Annotated in this window: 18 protein-coding genes; 12 read left to right on the forward strand and 6 right to left on the reverse strand. The window is 37.8% G+C overall.

Going from position 1 to position 15,222, the window contains the following annotated elements:
* Nucleotides 1-194: 194 nt before the first annotated feature.
* From ACQV2G_RS08335 to sufC, 6 genes are all read right to left on the reverse strand, one after another.
* Nucleotides 195-395, reverse strand: coding sequence for a cold-shock protein (locus tag ACQV2G_RS08335; protein ID WP_428873104.1), 201 nt, complete (start codon nt 393-395; stop codon nt 195-197).
* Between the two features lie 196 nt (nt 396-591).
* On the reverse strand, nt 592-1,986 hold the full coding sequence (gene sufB, locus ACQV2G_RS08340) for a Fe-S cluster assembly protein SufB (RefSeq protein ID WP_428876587.1): 1,395 nt from the start codon (nt 1,984-1,986) through the stop codon (nt 592-594).
* The gene (sufU, locus tag ACQV2G_RS08345) at nt 1,986-2,495 is read right to left on the reverse strand and encodes a Fe-S cluster assembly sulfur transfer protein SufU (protein WP_428876588.1); all 510 of its coding nucleotides are present in this window, start codon (nt 2,493-2,495) and stop codon (nt 1,986-1,988) included. The genes sufB and sufU overlap by 1 nt, the downstream gene beginning before the upstream one ends.
* Nucleotides 2,485-3,723: an aminotransferase class V-fold PLP-dependent enzyme gene (locus ACQV2G_RS08350; RefSeq protein WP_428876589.1), complete on the reverse strand. Its 1,239-nt coding sequence runs from the start codon at nt 3,721-3,723 to the stop codon at nt 2,485-2,487. The genes sufU and ACQV2G_RS08350 overlap by 11 nt, the downstream gene beginning before the upstream one ends.
* On the reverse strand, nt 3,716-4,885 hold the full coding sequence (locus ACQV2G_RS08355) for a SufB/SufD family protein (protein WP_428876590.1): 1,170 nt from the start codon (nt 4,883-4,885) through the stop codon (nt 3,716-3,718). Before ACQV2G_RS08355 ends, ACQV2G_RS08350 begins: the two co-directional genes overlap by 8 nt.
* 8 nt (nt 4,886-4,893) lie before the next feature.
* Entirely contained in the window at nt 4,894-5,661 is a 768-nt protein-coding gene (gene sufC / locus ACQV2G_RS08360) for a Fe-S cluster assembly ATPase SufC (protein ID WP_428873109.1), read from the reverse strand.
* A 164-nt stretch (nt 5,662-5,825) separates the two neighbouring features.
* Between sufC and dnaX the strand changes: the two genes are divergently transcribed.
* From dnaX to ACQV2G_RS08420, 12 genes are all read left to right on the forward strand, one after another.
* The gene (gene dnaX / locus ACQV2G_RS08365; protein ID WP_428876592.1) at nt 5,826-7,868 is read left to right on the forward strand and encodes a DNA polymerase III subunit gamma/tau; all 2,043 of its coding nucleotides are present in this window, start codon (nt 5,826-5,828) and stop codon (nt 7,866-7,868) included.
* A 316-nt stretch (nt 7,869-8,184) separates the two neighbouring features.
* On the forward strand, nt 8,185-8,490 hold the full coding sequence (locus ACQV2G_RS08370; RefSeq protein WP_428873163.1) for a YbaB/EbfC family nucleoid-associated protein: 306 nt from the start codon (nt 8,185-8,187) through the stop codon (nt 8,488-8,490).
* A gap of 27 nt (nt 8,491-8,517) precedes the next feature.
* Nucleotides 8,518-9,114 (forward strand): recombination mediator RecR, encoded by a 597-nt coding sequence (gene recR, locus ACQV2G_RS08375; RefSeq protein ID WP_428873111.1) that lies wholly within the window; start codon nt 8,518-8,520, stop codon nt 9,112-9,114.
* Between the two features lie 14 nt (nt 9,115-9,128).
* Nucleotides 9,129-9,764, forward strand: a complete 636-nt coding sequence (gene tmk, locus ACQV2G_RS08380) for a dTMP kinase (protein WP_428873112.1) — start codon at nt 9,129-9,131, stop codon at nt 9,762-9,764.
* Between the two features lie 21 nt (nt 9,765-9,785).
* On the forward strand, nt 9,786-10,115 hold the full coding sequence (locus ACQV2G_RS08385; protein ID WP_428873113.1) for a cyclic-di-AMP receptor: 330 nt from the start codon (nt 9,786-9,788) through the stop codon (nt 10,113-10,115).
* Nucleotides 10,116-10,142: 27 nt separating this feature from the next.
* Entirely contained in the window at nt 10,143-11,123 is a 981-nt protein-coding gene (locus ACQV2G_RS08390; protein WP_428876593.1) for a DNA polymerase III subunit delta', read from the forward strand.
* 19 nt (nt 11,124-11,142) lie between these two features.
* Nucleotides 11,143-11,514 (forward strand): initiation control protein YabA, encoded by a 372-nt coding sequence (locus tag ACQV2G_RS08395; RefSeq protein ID WP_428873115.1) that lies wholly within the window; start codon nt 11,143-11,145, stop codon nt 11,512-11,514.
* Entirely contained in the window at nt 11,515-12,303 is a 789-nt protein-coding gene (locus ACQV2G_RS08400; protein WP_428873116.1) for a tRNA1(Val) (adenine(37)-N6)-methyltransferase, read from the forward strand. It begins immediately after the preceding gene.
* On the forward strand, nt 12,290-12,664 hold the full coding sequence (locus ACQV2G_RS08405) for a GIY-YIG nuclease family protein (RefSeq protein WP_428873117.1): 375 nt from the start codon (nt 12,290-12,292) through the stop codon (nt 12,662-12,664). Before ACQV2G_RS08400 ends, ACQV2G_RS08405 begins: the two co-directional genes overlap by 14 nt.
* Complete coding sequence (rsmI, locus tag ACQV2G_RS08410) at nt 12,661-13,548, forward strand: 16S rRNA (cytidine(1402)-2'-O)-methyltransferase (RefSeq protein ID WP_428876594.1); 888 nt, start codon at nt 12,661-12,663, stop codon at nt 13,546-13,548. Before ACQV2G_RS08405 ends, rsmI begins: the two co-directional genes overlap by 4 nt.
* A 173-nt stretch (nt 13,549-13,721) precedes the next feature.
* A complete protein-coding gene (locus ACQV2G_RS08415; protein ID WP_428876595.1) occupies nt 13,722-14,573 on the forward strand; it encodes a YdcF family protein in 852 nt (283 codons plus the stop codon).
* 9 nt (nt 14,574-14,582) lie between these two features.
* The gene (locus tag ACQV2G_RS08420; protein WP_428876596.1) at nt 14,583-15,137 is read left to right on the forward strand and encodes a DNA-3-methyladenine glycosylase I; all 555 of its coding nucleotides are present in this window, start codon (nt 14,583-14,585) and stop codon (nt 15,135-15,137) included.
* Nucleotides 15,138-15,222 lie beyond the last annotated feature (85 nt).

Raw genomic sequence — 15,222 nt, forward strand, 5'->3', positions numbered from 1 at the left:
TTTTTTCTTCTCTTAAGTTAAAAAAGTTCGGTGTTGTTTAAACAACGTTTATAGTGGTTTTTCGGTTTGAGACTTATGATACAGCCCTATTTGACATAGAGCCAAACAAAGACAAACCCTTATTTGAGATTAACTCAAGCAGGGTTTGTCTTCAATCTGGGGCATCCACTAAGGGATGCCTTTGATAAGGTTAATTATAGTTTAACAATATTAGTAGCTTGGTTGCCACGTGGGCCAGCTTCTACGTCATATGTTACTGTTTGACCTTCGTCTAAAGATTTAAAGCCATCACCTTGAATGTTAGAGAAATGTGCAAAAACATCATTTCCGTCTTGACCTTCGATGAAACCAAAACCTTTATCTGCATTAAACCATTTTACTGTACCTGTGTTCATAATGTAAATCCTCCTGTGTGCCTCTTAAGCACTTTGTATTGCAATAACTAAATAATTAAAAAGAAGATTTTACATGGTTGAATGAAAATGTCTTAATGAACTTATTTCTTTATTACAAGACACAGTATGTTCCTTATTTGATGAATTGTCAACACTTATTTAAAATAAATAACAATTTAAATCATTTAATAGAGATTTAACCCACGCTACCTTCCATCTCATAAGCAATCAGACGATTCAACTCGACAGCATATTCCAATGGCAATTCCTTGGCAAAAGGTTCGACAAAGCCCATGATGATCATTTCAGTCGCTTTTTCTTCGCTAATACCACGACTCATTAAGTAAAAGAGCTGTTCTTCAGAAATACGCGACACTTTCGCTTCATGTTCTAATGAGACATTAGAATTATGGACTTCATTGAAAGGGATGGTATCTGATTTTGATTTTTCATCCATGATAATGGTGTCACACTCTACGTGGGATTTAGCCCCATCTGCTTCAGGGCCAAAGTACAACTGCCCCATATAATCGACATTTCCCCCATCTTTAGCAATCGATTTGGAAACAATGGTTGAGGAAGTGTTTGGAGCATTGTGATAGATTTTAGCTCCAGAATGTTGATGTTGTCCCTCGCCGGCAAAGGCAATGGATAAGACAGTTCCTCTAGCTCCCTCGCCATTTAAGCGACAGGAAGGGTACTTCATCGTTTTATAAGAGCCTAAGTTACCATCTACCCATTCCAAGGTACCACCCTCAGCAACTGTTCCACGCTGTGTTACTAGGTTGTAGACATTATTGGACCAGTTTTGAATGGTTGTGTAGCGACATGTTGCATTTTTCTTAACAACGATTTCCACCACCCCAGTATGCATGGAAGTGGCGGAATAAGTTGGAGCAGTACAGCCTTCCACATAATGCACGCTCGCCCCTTCATCCACAATAATTAAGGTGCGTTCAAATTGTGCCACACTCGAATTGTTTAAACGGAAATAGGCTTGAAGTGGCATATCAACTTTAACCCCTTTAGGAATATAGATAAAAGATCCACCACTCCAACAAGCTGAGTTTAAGGCTGTTTGAAAGTTTTCATTGGGATGAATGACTGAGGCAAAATGTTCTCTAAAAAGTTCGGGATGGTCTTTTAAAGCAGAGTCGGTATCGGTAAAGATTATGCCTAATTTATCCACTTCGTCTTTCATTCGCGAATATACGGTTTCTGATTCATACTGAACACTGGTTCCAGCTAAGAAAGCCCGTTCGGCTTCTGGCACACCTAGACGTTCAAAAGTTTCTTTAATTTTGTCTGGCACCTCATCCCACGTACGAACAGGTTGGTCGGTTGCTTTTAGATAGTAGATATAATCGTCGAAATTTAAATCAGATAAATCAACGCCCCAGGTAGAGACTTTTTTATTGCGGAAAGTTTCATAAGCTTTTAACCGGAAGTCAAGCATCCACTCGGGTTCATCTTTTTCTTTTGAAATCGTACGGATGACTTGCTCATTAAGTCCTTTTCCAGTCGAAAAGAGGATTTTAGCATCGTCTTTAAAACCGTATTCGTATTCACCTAATACAGGAACTTCTGACATTATTCATCTTCCTTTCTTTCAATGCCATCTTGATGGAGCAATTGTTCATTGCGGTTTTGATCGAGTCCGTACTCGACGGCTCGCCAAGAAAGAATGGCACATTTATAACGGGCTGGAAAATTTTTGACGCCAGCCAAAATAGCTGCATCTTTTAATTGTTTGCGTAATTCAGCTTCATCTTTTTCTTCTTCATCGTTACCGATTGTTCCACCTACTAATTGATTGAAGTCATGCACTAATTGGATGGCTTCATCAACCGTTTTACCAAGCATTAAATCGGTCATCATACTGGCTGAGGAAATAGAAATGGTGCAACCTTCACCATTAAAAGCAATTTGTTCAATCTGATTATCTTTAACAATCATATCCACAGTAATGGCATCACCACAAGTTGGGTTGAGTAATTGCATTTGATGGGTAGGTTTTTCTAAATGCCCTCGATGATGAGGGTTTGAAGAATGGTCAAGTACAATCGTACGATAGAGTTGGTCTAATCGACTAAGTGCCATAAGTGAAAAACTCCTTTATTTCTTTGGTAGCTTCTATAAAACGGTCGACTTCTTCAAGGGTATTATAAACCATCAGGCTGGCTCTTAAAGTGGCTGGAGTTTCTAGCAGACGCATCAAGGGTTGAGCACAGTGGTGTCCTGCTCGGACTGCGATTCCTAGTTGATCGTAGCCTGTTGCAGCATCATGCGGATGGACTCCCTTAATATTAAAAGAAAGAATACCATGACTTTTAGCCGATTCAGGAGTATAAAGAACGACGTCCTCTAACTCTTTCATTCCTTGATACAGTCTATCGCCTAATAATTTCTCTTGGGCTTGAATTTGATCAAAGCCAATAGCTTCAATCCACTGAATTGCTTGGGTCAACCCAACCACTTGAGCGATTGCCTGGGTGCCGGCTTCAAACTTCCATGGAGCTTGTTTGTAGTTGGATTGAGTATCCTCTACTAGGTGAATCATCTCACCACCGAAGCTAACCGGTAAGCAGCTTTCATGATGTTCTTTAGCTAAATAGGTGATCCCCAATCCCATCGGACCATACATTTTATGGCTTGAGAATGCATAGGCATCAACTTCCCATTCCTTCAAATGTAAACGAATATGTGGACTGGCTTGAGCGCCATCAACAATCAAAAGGGCACCATGTTGGTGGGCCCATTGACTGAGAGCTTGAATGGGTTGCTGTACACCTAACACATTTGAAAAGTGTTGAATAACAATTGCTTTGACTGGCTGATCTTTATACTTACGTGATAAAGCTTCTACATCCACTTGATAATCAGCAGTTAGGTCCATAAATTTGAGCTTAGCTTCGGTGCGTTTACATACTTCTTGCCAAGGCACTAGGTTGGAATGGTGCTCTAAGCGCGTTGTGAGTATGATATCTCTATCTTGAAGGCGTGGTTCGATGAGTCCACGAGCAATTTTGTTGATGCTATCGGTTGTCCCTGAGCTAAATGAGATGCAGGCACTGGCTTCTGCCCCGACAAAAGCCGCAATTTTTTCACGACCTTTTTCAAAGGCTTGGGTAGCGCGCTCACTTAGGGTATGTACGCCACGGTGAACATTGGCATTATCCTGTTGATAATAGGCAACAATTGCCTCGACCACTGATTGAGGGGTCTGGGAAGTCGCCGCATTATCAAAGTAAATAAGTGGCTCATCATTAACGATTTGATCGAGTATAGGAAATTCTTGACGAACTTTTAAAAGATTTTGTCTAGTCAAGGCTATCACCTGAATTTATGCTTTCTAATTTTTGGTCTAAAGCATCAATCATCATTTGTCTTCTCTCAGGATCTTTAATTTGATTTAAAGTTTGCATTAAGAAGCCACGGATGACTAGATATTCTGCTTTAGTGCGATTTACTCCACGAGTCATTAAATACCATAATTGACTGTCATCTACCTTGGATACGGAGGCAGCGTGTCCTGCAGTCACTTCAAATTCATCAATTAAAAGAATGGGGTTAGCATCACCACGGGTTTGATCAGAGAGCATGAGTAAACGGTTTTCTTGTTGAGCATCCGCGTTTTTAGCATTTTTGAAAATTTTGCCAATACCATTCATTGTCAGGACTGCTTGGTCTAAGGCAACACCTCTTTGGTTAATGTGTCCAATGGAATGGTTGCCATAATTACTGATTTTGGTGTCTAAAATTTGTTTAAAGTTTTGATTAGAAATAGCCACTTCGGATAAATGAGCGTGTGAACCTTTACCTTTTAAAATAGAAGCTAAATCGACAATCGTTGCTCCATCATTAAATGAACCAATTGACCATTGAATATGAGCGTCGTTCTTAGCCAAAGCATGGCGACGAATATAGCTAGCTTGGTCGGTTTTCGTTTGATCAATAGCCATATAATGCAAGTTTGCTCCATCTTCGAGGATGATTTCTACTGTGTAGCTTTGACTATGGTTAGCCACTTGATTTTGTTTTAGTTTTTCAAAAAAAGTAAACTGACTGTTTTTGCCAACGGCAAGTAGTAGATATTGATGGGCTCCATCATCGAAATTTTGCTCCCATTCAAAGGTTTCATTGCCTTGATAGTTATCAGGAACATAAATCAAGGTGCCGTGATTTAAATGAGCTAATTGGAAAGCAGAAACTTTATCTTGATTAGCAGGAACTGCTTGGAATAAATACTTTTTTAAAAGTTCTTCGTGATCAGTTTGAGCGCTTTGCCAATCAGCAATGATAAGGTCCGGATGAGTAGCTAATTTTCTTTCAGCTACTGAAGGCCTACTTTGAGCTTCAACAAATAAAGGCCAGGTTTCGATCTTCGCTCGTTCGATGGTGGGAAGTCTTGTATTCTCGAATGCTTGTTGACTTTGGTCAAAGATATCCTTAAGCCAGTTGACAGTTGGTGCGAATAATTGTTGAGTCATCTTTTCACCTACTCTTCATTTAATTCAATGCCGTTTTCGAGAGCTATCTCTTTATACCCTTTAGCTTCTAATTCTAGGGCTAACTCAGATCCACCTGATTTCACGATGCGTCCATCCATCATAATATGAACAAAATCTGGCTCAACATAGTTCAAAAGGCGTTGATAGTGTGTAATAATTAAAGCGCCAAAATCTTCACCACGTAAAGAGTTGATGCCTTTGGATACAACTTGTAAAGCGTCAATATCTAAGCCAGAATCAATCTCGTCTAAGAGAGCAAAACGAGGTTCGATCATTAACATTTGAAGGATTTCATTGCGTTTTTTTTCGCCCCCTGAGAATCCTTCATTCACATAACGTTCAACCATTTCATCAGACATATCTAAAAGCGCCATTTTTGCATCTAATTTGTCTAAGAATTCAAAAATAGGCATCTGATCATCTTCTTTACGGCGTGAGTTGATGGCTTCACGCATAAGAGTGGCATTAGTAACACCTGAAATCTCACTTGGGTATTGAACGGCCATAAACAGACCGGCTCTAGCACGCTCATCGACTTCCATTTCTAAGAGGTCAACACCATCAAGTAGCACTTGGCCTTGTGTAACTGTATAGTCAGGGTGCCCCATGATAGCTTGTGAAAGAGTAGACTTACCTGTTCCGTTTGGTCCCATAATAGCATGCACTTCATTAGTGTTAATTGTTAAATTAACACCTTTTAATATTTTTTTATCTTCAATTTCTACGTGTAGATTTTTGATTTCTAGTGTGGACATAAACTCGCTCCTTCTAATCATTTTCACAAGCTATATTCTACCATAAATTGTGAAGATTAAAATCTTGAATTTTAGAGTATCTATTTAGGCAGATTTTAAAAGCATTCGCCAATCAGTGACAAATTCGATATAATAAGTTTACTAAATGGAGGAGGCTATAAATAATGAGTTATCAGGCATTATACCGTGTTTGGCGACCGCAATCTTTTGATGAATTAGTCGGGCAAGAAATGATCGCCCAAACTTTGAGGAATGCGATTGCTAAACAACAATTAAGCCACGCCTATCTCTTTTCAGGTCCAAGAGGAACGGGTAAAACTTCTGTTGCTAAGATACTTGCAAAAGCGGTCAATTGTCCTAATTCAACGGATGGAAATCCTTGTAATGAATGTTCTATTTGTCAAGGGATTACTTCAGGAGAGATTAGTGATGTGATTGAGATTGATGCGGCATCGAATAACGGAGTTGATGAAATTCGTGACCTGAGAGACCGTGTTCGCTATGCTCCTACACGTGCCAAGAATAAAGTATATATTATTGATGAGGTTCATATGTTAACAACTGGTGCCTTTAATGCACTCTTAAAAACATTAGAAGAGCCTCCTGCCAATGTAATTTTTATACTTGCGACGACGGAGCCTCATAAAATACCGGCCACTATTTTATCAAGAACTCAGCGCTTTGACTTTCAACGGATTAAAGACCTTGATTTGATTAGAAGGATGCAATATATTTTGGACCATGACCAACAAGACTATGATCTTGAAGCGTTGAAAGTTATTGCTCGAGCAGCTAACGGTGGAATGCGGGATGCTCTAAGTCTACTAGACCAAGCGCTTTCTTATGGGCAAGATCACCTAGAACTTGAAACGGCTTTGTTAGTATCCGGTTCTTTTGCTCAAACCGTTTATGTTCAATATATTCAAGCGCTTGCTCAATCACGAGTAGAAGAAGCCTTGCAGATCTTGGAAGAACAATTACAAGAGGGAAAACAGGCTGGGCGATTTATTGAAGAACTGATTTTATTTGCTAGAGATGTCCTTTTAAGTTTATTTTCAATTAAGAACCATACACTGCTAACTGACCAAGAATTACAGCCATTGAAAGAAAATGTTGAGCCAGCATTCTTTTATCAGTTAATTGACTTTTTGAATCAAGCGCAAAATAAGATGCGTTTTTCTACACAACCAGAAGTTTATTTAGAAGTTATGACGGTTCAATTAGCACAATTAGGGCAGGACCTACTTCTAAGAGAAGAAGTAGAGCAAGTAGAGCCTCAAATGTCTGGACAGATAGAAAGTCAGATTAGACTGTTACAAGAGGAACTAGAAAAACAAAAAAAATTACTTGCTGAACTTATAAATAATCAAAAAAGTACTACTCAAGGAGTTAATAATCAAACGGAATTAACTCCGCGTAAAAAGCCTGATTTTGCTCAAAAAGATTATGTGGTCGACTTACATGCGATTTATAATGTTTTGAATCAAGCAACTAAAGAAGATATTAACCATTTAAAAAAAGAGTGGTCAGCTATTTTAGCTGAACTAGCTCCTAACCAAAGAGTTCGCTTGAATAATACTAGACCGTTAGCGGCAGGGCCAGACTGCGCTTTGATTTCCTTCGAAGACCAAAATTTATGCGCGATTGTTCAACATGATAGTCATTTAATGGATCAGGTGAATAATATAGCGAGTCAGCGTTTAGGTAAGGCGATTCACTTCACTTATTTGTGGCAGGCTGATTGGTCTGGTATTCGAAGGGATTACAAAATCTTGTTTGAACAAAATGGTAGAAAGCCGATAGAACTAGCTAAAAAGTTATCAAAAGTTCAAGAAAGTATAACTCCGTCAGAAGGAACTATTGATTCGCTACAAAATGATCAGACAGATTCGCAGGACAATCCCCCAGGTCACATTAATCAGGATAATTTATCAGAAATTGATCAAACTGAAAAAAATAGGCCTCAAAATGAAGAGTTAGAATCAATTGAAGCTCAATTACCTGAGCCGGCAGAAGATGTAGCAGCTTTATTCCAACGGAGTCAAATTCACCATATTGAAGAGGGAGAAAGTTCAAGTATTCAACCGGCGGATGGGCAAACGGGATTTTTTGATATAGAGGATACTCAGGAGCAAGAGAATCCAGCGGTCCAAAAAGCCATCGAACTCTTTGGTGAAGAAAATATCACTATTTACAATGATCGTTAAGAAAATTAGTTGGTGATGAATTTAATTAATTCTTTAAGTATCACTTTTACTGCTGAAATAATATGAATTACAATTGATCGTTAGTCAATAGAGAATCCAAGTGTTTAAGCGCTTGGATTCTTTTGGTTTATTAATACTTTACGAATGGTATGAGGTGGAGTATGAGTTGAGGTGAATTTGAATTATTTAATTTGATTATAAAAGACTTCTTTTGTAGTCGAAAGAAGTTATTGCCGTATGCTATAATTGAAGCGTAGTCGAAATAAAAGACAAATTTTACAATAATAGTGAAACAATGGAAGGAAGATGCAAAATGATGCCAAATATGAACAATATGATGAAGCAAGTTCAGAAGATGCAAAAAGAGATGGAGAAAACACAAAAAGAACTAGAAGCTAAAGAATTTATGGTGGAGGATGCACAACAATTAGTTAAAGTGGTTATGACTGGTAAAAAAGAAATCAAAGAATTAACCATTAAACCAGAACTAGTTGATCCAGAAGATATCGAAATGTTGCAGGACGTAGTTTTAGCAACCATTAACCATGCGATTCAAGAAGTTGAACAAACAACACAAGATCAAATGGGCCAATTCACCAAAGGGCTAAACTTGCCTTTCTAGTAGTAAGAAAAGAAAGGGGGAGTTGGAATGGATTATCCATCACCCATTGCCAAATTAATAAATAGCTTCACTAAATTACCAGGTATCGGAAGTAAAACAGCCGCTCGTCTAGCTTTTTATGTTTTAGAAATGTCTGAAGCAGATGTTTCTTACTTTGCTCAGGCCTTGATAAACGCTAAGCGTGATCTTAAATATTGTTCGGTTTGTGGGAACATTACTGATACAGACCCATGTATGATTTGTAGTGATTCGTCAAGAGATCGATCGATTATTTTAGTTGTTGAAGATAGTCGTGATGTGATGTCGATGGAAAAAATGCAAGAATTTCACGGATGCTATCACGTTCTGCAAGGTGTACTCTCGCCTATGGAAGGCACAGGACCTGAGGATTTAAATATTGCCTCACTAATAAAGAGACTTCAAGATGAAGAAGTTAAAGAAGTTATTGTGGCAACTAATGCCACTGCTGAAGGTGAAGCGACAGCCATTTATTTATCAAGGTTGATTAAGCCGGCCGGCATAAAAGTAACGCGTCTCGCTCATGGATTATCAGTGGGATCCGATATCGAATACGCAGATGAAATGACCCTCTTTCGTGCCATTGAAGGCCGAAGAGAGTTATAATAAAGGAGTATCAAATGCCAAAAGGGAAGTTTATTGCGTTTGAAGGACCAGATGGATCAGGGAAAACCTCGATTATCAAAGTTTTAGGTCCAATGCTTGAAAAAGAAGGTGTAGAAGCAGTATTTACTAGAGAGCCAGGGGGCAGCCCGATAGCTGAGCAAATTCGCGAACTCATTTTAGATATTAATAATACAGCTATGGACTATCGAACAGAGGCCTTACTATATGCAGCAAGTCGTCGGCAACACTTGAGTGAAACAATTTTACCCAATGTTCAAGCGGGGAAAATGGTGATTAGTGACCGTTTTGTGCTGTCTTCATTAGTCTATCAGGGCGTTGCAAGAGCAATCGGTTTAGAGGCCGTTTGGCAGATTAACCAGTTCGCCATTGAAGACCACTTACCAGACCTTACCATTTTAATAGATGTTCCTGCTGACATAGGTTTGGAGAGGATCGAGAAAGCTCGTGGTAGTAGACAGTATGATCGCCTCGATCGGGAGGCACTTGCCTTTCATCAACGAGTCAGACAAACCTATCTCGACTTGATACCTCAATGGGAAAATATTGTGGTAATTGATGGTAATCAAAGTGTAGAACAAGTTAGCTTGGAGTGCTTCGAAACTCTAAAAAAACGTGGTATGATTAAGTAATAATACATCAGGAGGGATAATATGAAATTACTAGTAGCGATCGTGCAAGATCAAGACCAACAAGTTTTGGGGAAGGCTTTATTAGAAAATGATATCCGTGCGACAAAATTATCTTCAACTGGAGGTTTTCTTCGTTCAGGTAATACAACATTCTTATTAGGAGTAGAAGATGAGCGAATTGAGGAAGTGCTTGAAGTTATTAAAGCTTCATGTCAGTCTCGTGAGCAATATATTTCAACACCTATCCATCTAGATATGAATTTGGAAGTTTCAAATACTTACCCATTAAAAGTTGAAGTTGGTGGAGCGACTGTTTTTGTTCTACCTATTGAAAGTTTCTTCCATTTCTAAGAGACAAGCATTTGAAAGAGGGAGTCTATGCGGTTAGAAGCTGCCAAAAAGCATTTTAATCTATTGATACAACATAAGCGACTCGCTCACGCTTATTTATTTACTGGCGAATTAAACCCAGCAAAAAAAGAATTAGTGGATACAATTACTCAAGCCCTTGTTTGTAAGCATTTTGATGCAGAAGGAAGGGCTTGTTTAAATTGCATGGACTGTCAGAGAATTACTAGGGGTCAGTTTGCAGATTATATGACTATTGAACCCGATGGGCGTAGCATCAAAGTGGATCAGATCCGAGGGCTAAAAGAATGGTTAGGAACGAGTCCGATTGAGGCTGATTTTAAAATTGCTACGATTGAGCAGGCAGATTTAATGGGCCCAGCAGCAGCCAATGCTCTTTTACTTTTTTTGGAAGAACCAAGTCCTAATGTTTATATCTTTTTATTTAGTCGTCAGGCTGAACAATTACTACCGACTATTCAATCGAGAGTTCAGGAAGTGATCTTGGAAGATGATAAAGAACACTCTCAAATTGATCAGATGGTGCAAGCAGGTATTCGTGATCAGCATGCAAGAGTAATGTTAAAGCTATCAGCCAATCGCTTGGAGAATTTAATGGATGACTATGAGGCGGAGTCTTTCGAAGCTTGGCTAAAAGCCATGGAATATTTTTATCAGTTATTGATACAAGAAAACCCTTATGCTTTTGTCGCCATTCAGCAACATTTAAAACCCTATCTTAATTATAATCAAGGCCAAGATGGTCTCGATTATTTAAATTGGTTGAATGCCCAATTGTTATTGAGTCACTATCCATCTAAAGAAAACCACTTAGGAAGTTTACAAAAGAGGGTAAATAGAATTAAAGAGAGAATCGATCATCAAATGAGTCAAACAAGCTATCATAGAATGAATGAGCTCTTAATGGATAGTAAAAAACTCCTTTTGTTTAATGTCACACCACAGTTGGCCTATGAGCGCTTAGCGATTAAAATGTGTGAATGGAAGTAATATGAAGAGAGGTGTTAGCATGTCTGAAATAAAAATTGAAGAACTTCTTATGCAAGTTAACCAAGAGCTGAATCAATTGTTCGAAACGGTTAACACCTTGTCGGAAGAAGTGACACGGTTAACTAATGAAAACAATCGGTTAAGGATGCAGCAGTACCAAGCAGTTGAGCAAATAGAAATTAAGCCATTAAAAGATGAGGAAAATCAAAAAAATCAAGTTATTGATAAATCAGAGCAAACGCTTGAGCATCGTCAAAGTGGGCAAGCTCGTCTTCAAGCCTTCTATAATGATGGTATTCATATTTGTCATCATTATTTTGGTAGTAAGCGTGAAACCAATGAAGAATGTATCTTTTGTCAAGACATTATTGACTCTTTAGGAGAGCAATAGATGACAAAAGAACTGTTTATGCCAAAACTGACTGATGAACAAATACGATTGGTGAAAGATGAAGAACGACTTGATTTTCTGATTCGAGAAAACCGTTATGTAATACAAAATCCAAATTACTTTCCTTTTTCTGTGGATGCCGTTTTGCTGGCGAATTTTATCACATTCAATCAGCGGTCCTCTTCCTCAAGGATAATGGATTTTTGTACAGGCGGTGGCATCATTCCTCTACTCTTATCGCATCGGACAGATGCTAAAATTCAAGCTATTGAGTTGCAAGCAGATATTGCAGATATGGCAAAACGATCGGTTCGATTAAACGGTTTAGAAGAACAAATTGAAATCATCCAGGGGGATTTAAGGCAATTAAAAGCAAATAATCAGCGATTAGATGTTATCAGCTGTAATCCTCCTTATTTTTCGCTCAATGAGGCAGCTAAATTACATTCTAATCCTTATCATGCTATTGCTCGTCATGAAATTCACTTAACTTTAGATGAATGGGTGAGCAAAGCGAGCCAATTACTTAAGCAAAAAGGCAGGCTATTTATTGTTTATCGCCCAAATAGATTAGACGATCTAATGATGAGTTTATTAAATCATCACTTTGCTATCAAACGCCTTTGCTTTGTCCATCCAAAACAAGCTGAAAATGCCAATAGTGTCTTGGTAGAGGCCATTGCCAGGGGAGGAAGACAAGGCGTTCGAGTTGAACCTGCAATTATCGTACATCAAGAAGATGGATCCTATACCCCTATGATGCAGGAGATCTACTATGGAAATCATTAATGATGAAGGGTTCTACTTTTATGTTTTATACTGTCATGACAAAACACTTTATGGAGGATTTACAACCAATCTTAGGCAAAGGTTAGAAGCTCATAATAAGGGCAAAGGAGCGAAGTATACTCGCGTTAAAAAGCGGCAGCCTTTAAAACTAATCTATGTTGAAAAGTGGCCGAATAAGTCTTTAGCGATGTCTGCGGAGTACCATTTCAAACAGTTAAATCGTCCCAAAAAAGAATATTACTTGGCTAAAAACGGTATGGCTAATTTTGATAAGGGTGTTTATATTATTAAAGATTACAGTCAGCATTTGATTTGTCATTTACAAAGAGATTTAAGCTTAAAGGAAGTGAGTGCATTTTGAATATTCAAAAGAGTTATCAAACAGAAAGCTCTTGTCTCTACTTGGTTCCTACTCCAATAGGTAATTTAGAAGATATGACTTTTCGAGCGGTTAGAATTCTTCAAGAAGTCGATCTAATCTTGGCTGAAGATACGCGAAAAACAGGAATTTTGTTGAAGCATTATGATATTAAAACAAGAATGTTTTCTTTCCACGACCACTCGAATCAATCGGAAGTAGATAAGTGGACGGCCTATATTGGAGAGGGACATACGGTTGCCCTAGTCTCAGATGCTGGTATGCCACTAATCAACGATCCTGGCCATCCTCTAGTACAATCCCTACTGGCTAATTCATTAGCCGTAATAAGCCTTCCAGGAGCGAGTGCCGCCATTACTTCTTTGGTTGCTTCAGGATTACCTGCAAACACCTTTACTTATTATGGCTTTTTTCCAAGAAGTAAAAATGAGCAAGTTGAGTTACTAACAGATATCGGAAGGCGAAAAGAAACGGCTATTTTTTACGAGTCGCCCTATCGATTAAAGCAATCTATTCAGCAAATTAATCAGCTGTTAGGAACGGATACAAAAGTGGTTGTAGCTCGTGAAATCAGTAAAAAGTTTGAGGAATATCTTAGAGGCACAAGCCAAGAACTAATCAATCATTTTGAGGAGCATTCTTTAAAAGGTGAATGTGTCCTTTTGTTGCAGTCTATGGGTCAATTAGATCAAAGGCAAACGCTACTCAATCCAGACTTAAGCTATAAAGACCAGGTTCAATCTTTAATGGATAAAGAGAAACTTTCAGCCAAAGCAGCCATTAAACAGGTTGCCCAAACACAAAATATCAAAAAACAAGAAATTTATGCGGCTTATCATGAATTGGATCTCGACAGAAAGGACTGAGCGGTTTGTTGTATTTTCTGTCTTTCATTTTATTTGTCTCATCCGTTTTGGTCTACGTTTTTAAATGGCGCAAAGTCTCATTAATTGCTTTGCTTTATTTTTCACTCCTGATAGTTTTTTTTGCGATACTTAATGAATCAAGATGGTATCTATTATCACTTATGCGCTATTTATTGTATTTTTCAAGTTCAGGAATTGCTATCATTATTCCCTTTTTTCTTTTGTTGTTAGCCTATTTAATGTTAAGTCGAATAGAAGATGACCGTTCGCTATCAGGCATGCGTATTTTTTTTAATTTGACGATTTCTTTTACTTTTGTTGGGATTGTTATTTTTACAGCATGGGTTGTTATACAAAGAAACTATTATATGACTCGGTTCTTAGCTATTTATACCTTAGTGGCTATGTACTTAATTATTAATTTTTTTCTTTTTATTGTTCTCAACCTTCTCTTGTTACTATTTAAGTTTAAAATGCGATCTAATGATATTTTATTAGTTCTTGGCGCCCAATTAACAGCGAACGGTGAGATGGACAAGACTTTAATTTATCGATTAAAAAAGGCATTAAAAATTTTTAAACAAAGTAGAGCAAAAGGTCAAAAGCTGCATTTAATTGTCAGTGGGGGAAATAGTCACGAAAATATTGCTTCAGAAGCTGAAAAAATGGCGAAATTTTTAATTGCTAATGGTATTGACCATCACTTCATTACTATTGAAGATCAGGCTCGAACGACTAGAGAAAATCTCATTAATATTCAAGAGCTTTTAAATGATTGTTTTCCTGAACGTGGGAAGACGCTCATTGTAACAAGTTACTTTCACCTTTTAAGGACTTATCTTTATGCTTGGCGCTTCGGTTTTGATTTAAGAGTCGTCGGGGTAAGAACCCAATTTGGTCATGGTTTTTTTGCTATTTTAAGAGAATACCTTGCTTTTTTTGTATTAACTAAAGAATTAAATTATTTTTTTATGATTGGATTATTAATTTATGGTATTCGTCAAGTGCTTATGATTTTCCAGTAGGAGGTAAAAATGCAAAGATGCCAATGGGTAGCGAATAAGCCTGATTATTATATTCAGTATCATGATAAAATATGGGGAAAACCAGAACATGATGATTTACTTTTGTTTAAATGGTTGGTGTTAGAAACGTTTCATATCGGCTTGTCGTGGCAACTAATTTTATCTAAAGAACAAGCTTTTGAACAAGCTTTTGATCAGTTTGACTACCGAAAGATAGCCAATTATCAAGAAGATAAAGTTGAGGCTTTATTAAAAAACGAAAAGATTATTCGTCATCGCGGTAAGATAGAAGCTACAATAACCAACGCTCAAGCTTTTATCAAAATTCAGCAAGATTTTGGTAGTTTTGATAATTATATCTGGCATTTCACCAACGGACAGCTAGTATTAAGACCAAAAAGTCAGAAAGAACCTAAGACAGCTTCAAAGTTAAGTGATGAAGTCGCTCGTTCCCTAAAAAATTATGGTCTTAAATTTGTAGGTTCAGTAACTATATATTCCTACTTACAAGCTATTGGTGTTATTAATGATCATGATGCCGATTGTACCTTTCGTTTAAAATAGTAAAAGCCCAATTACTTCCAGTAACTGGGCTCAGACTGAAGACAAACCCTTTGTGAGTTAATCTCAAATAAAGGGGTTGTCTTTA

This window comes from Facklamia sp. P12955 (genome assembly GCF_050409565.1).
Lineage (GTDB): Bacteria > Bacillota > Bacilli > Lactobacillales > Aerococcaceae > Facklamia.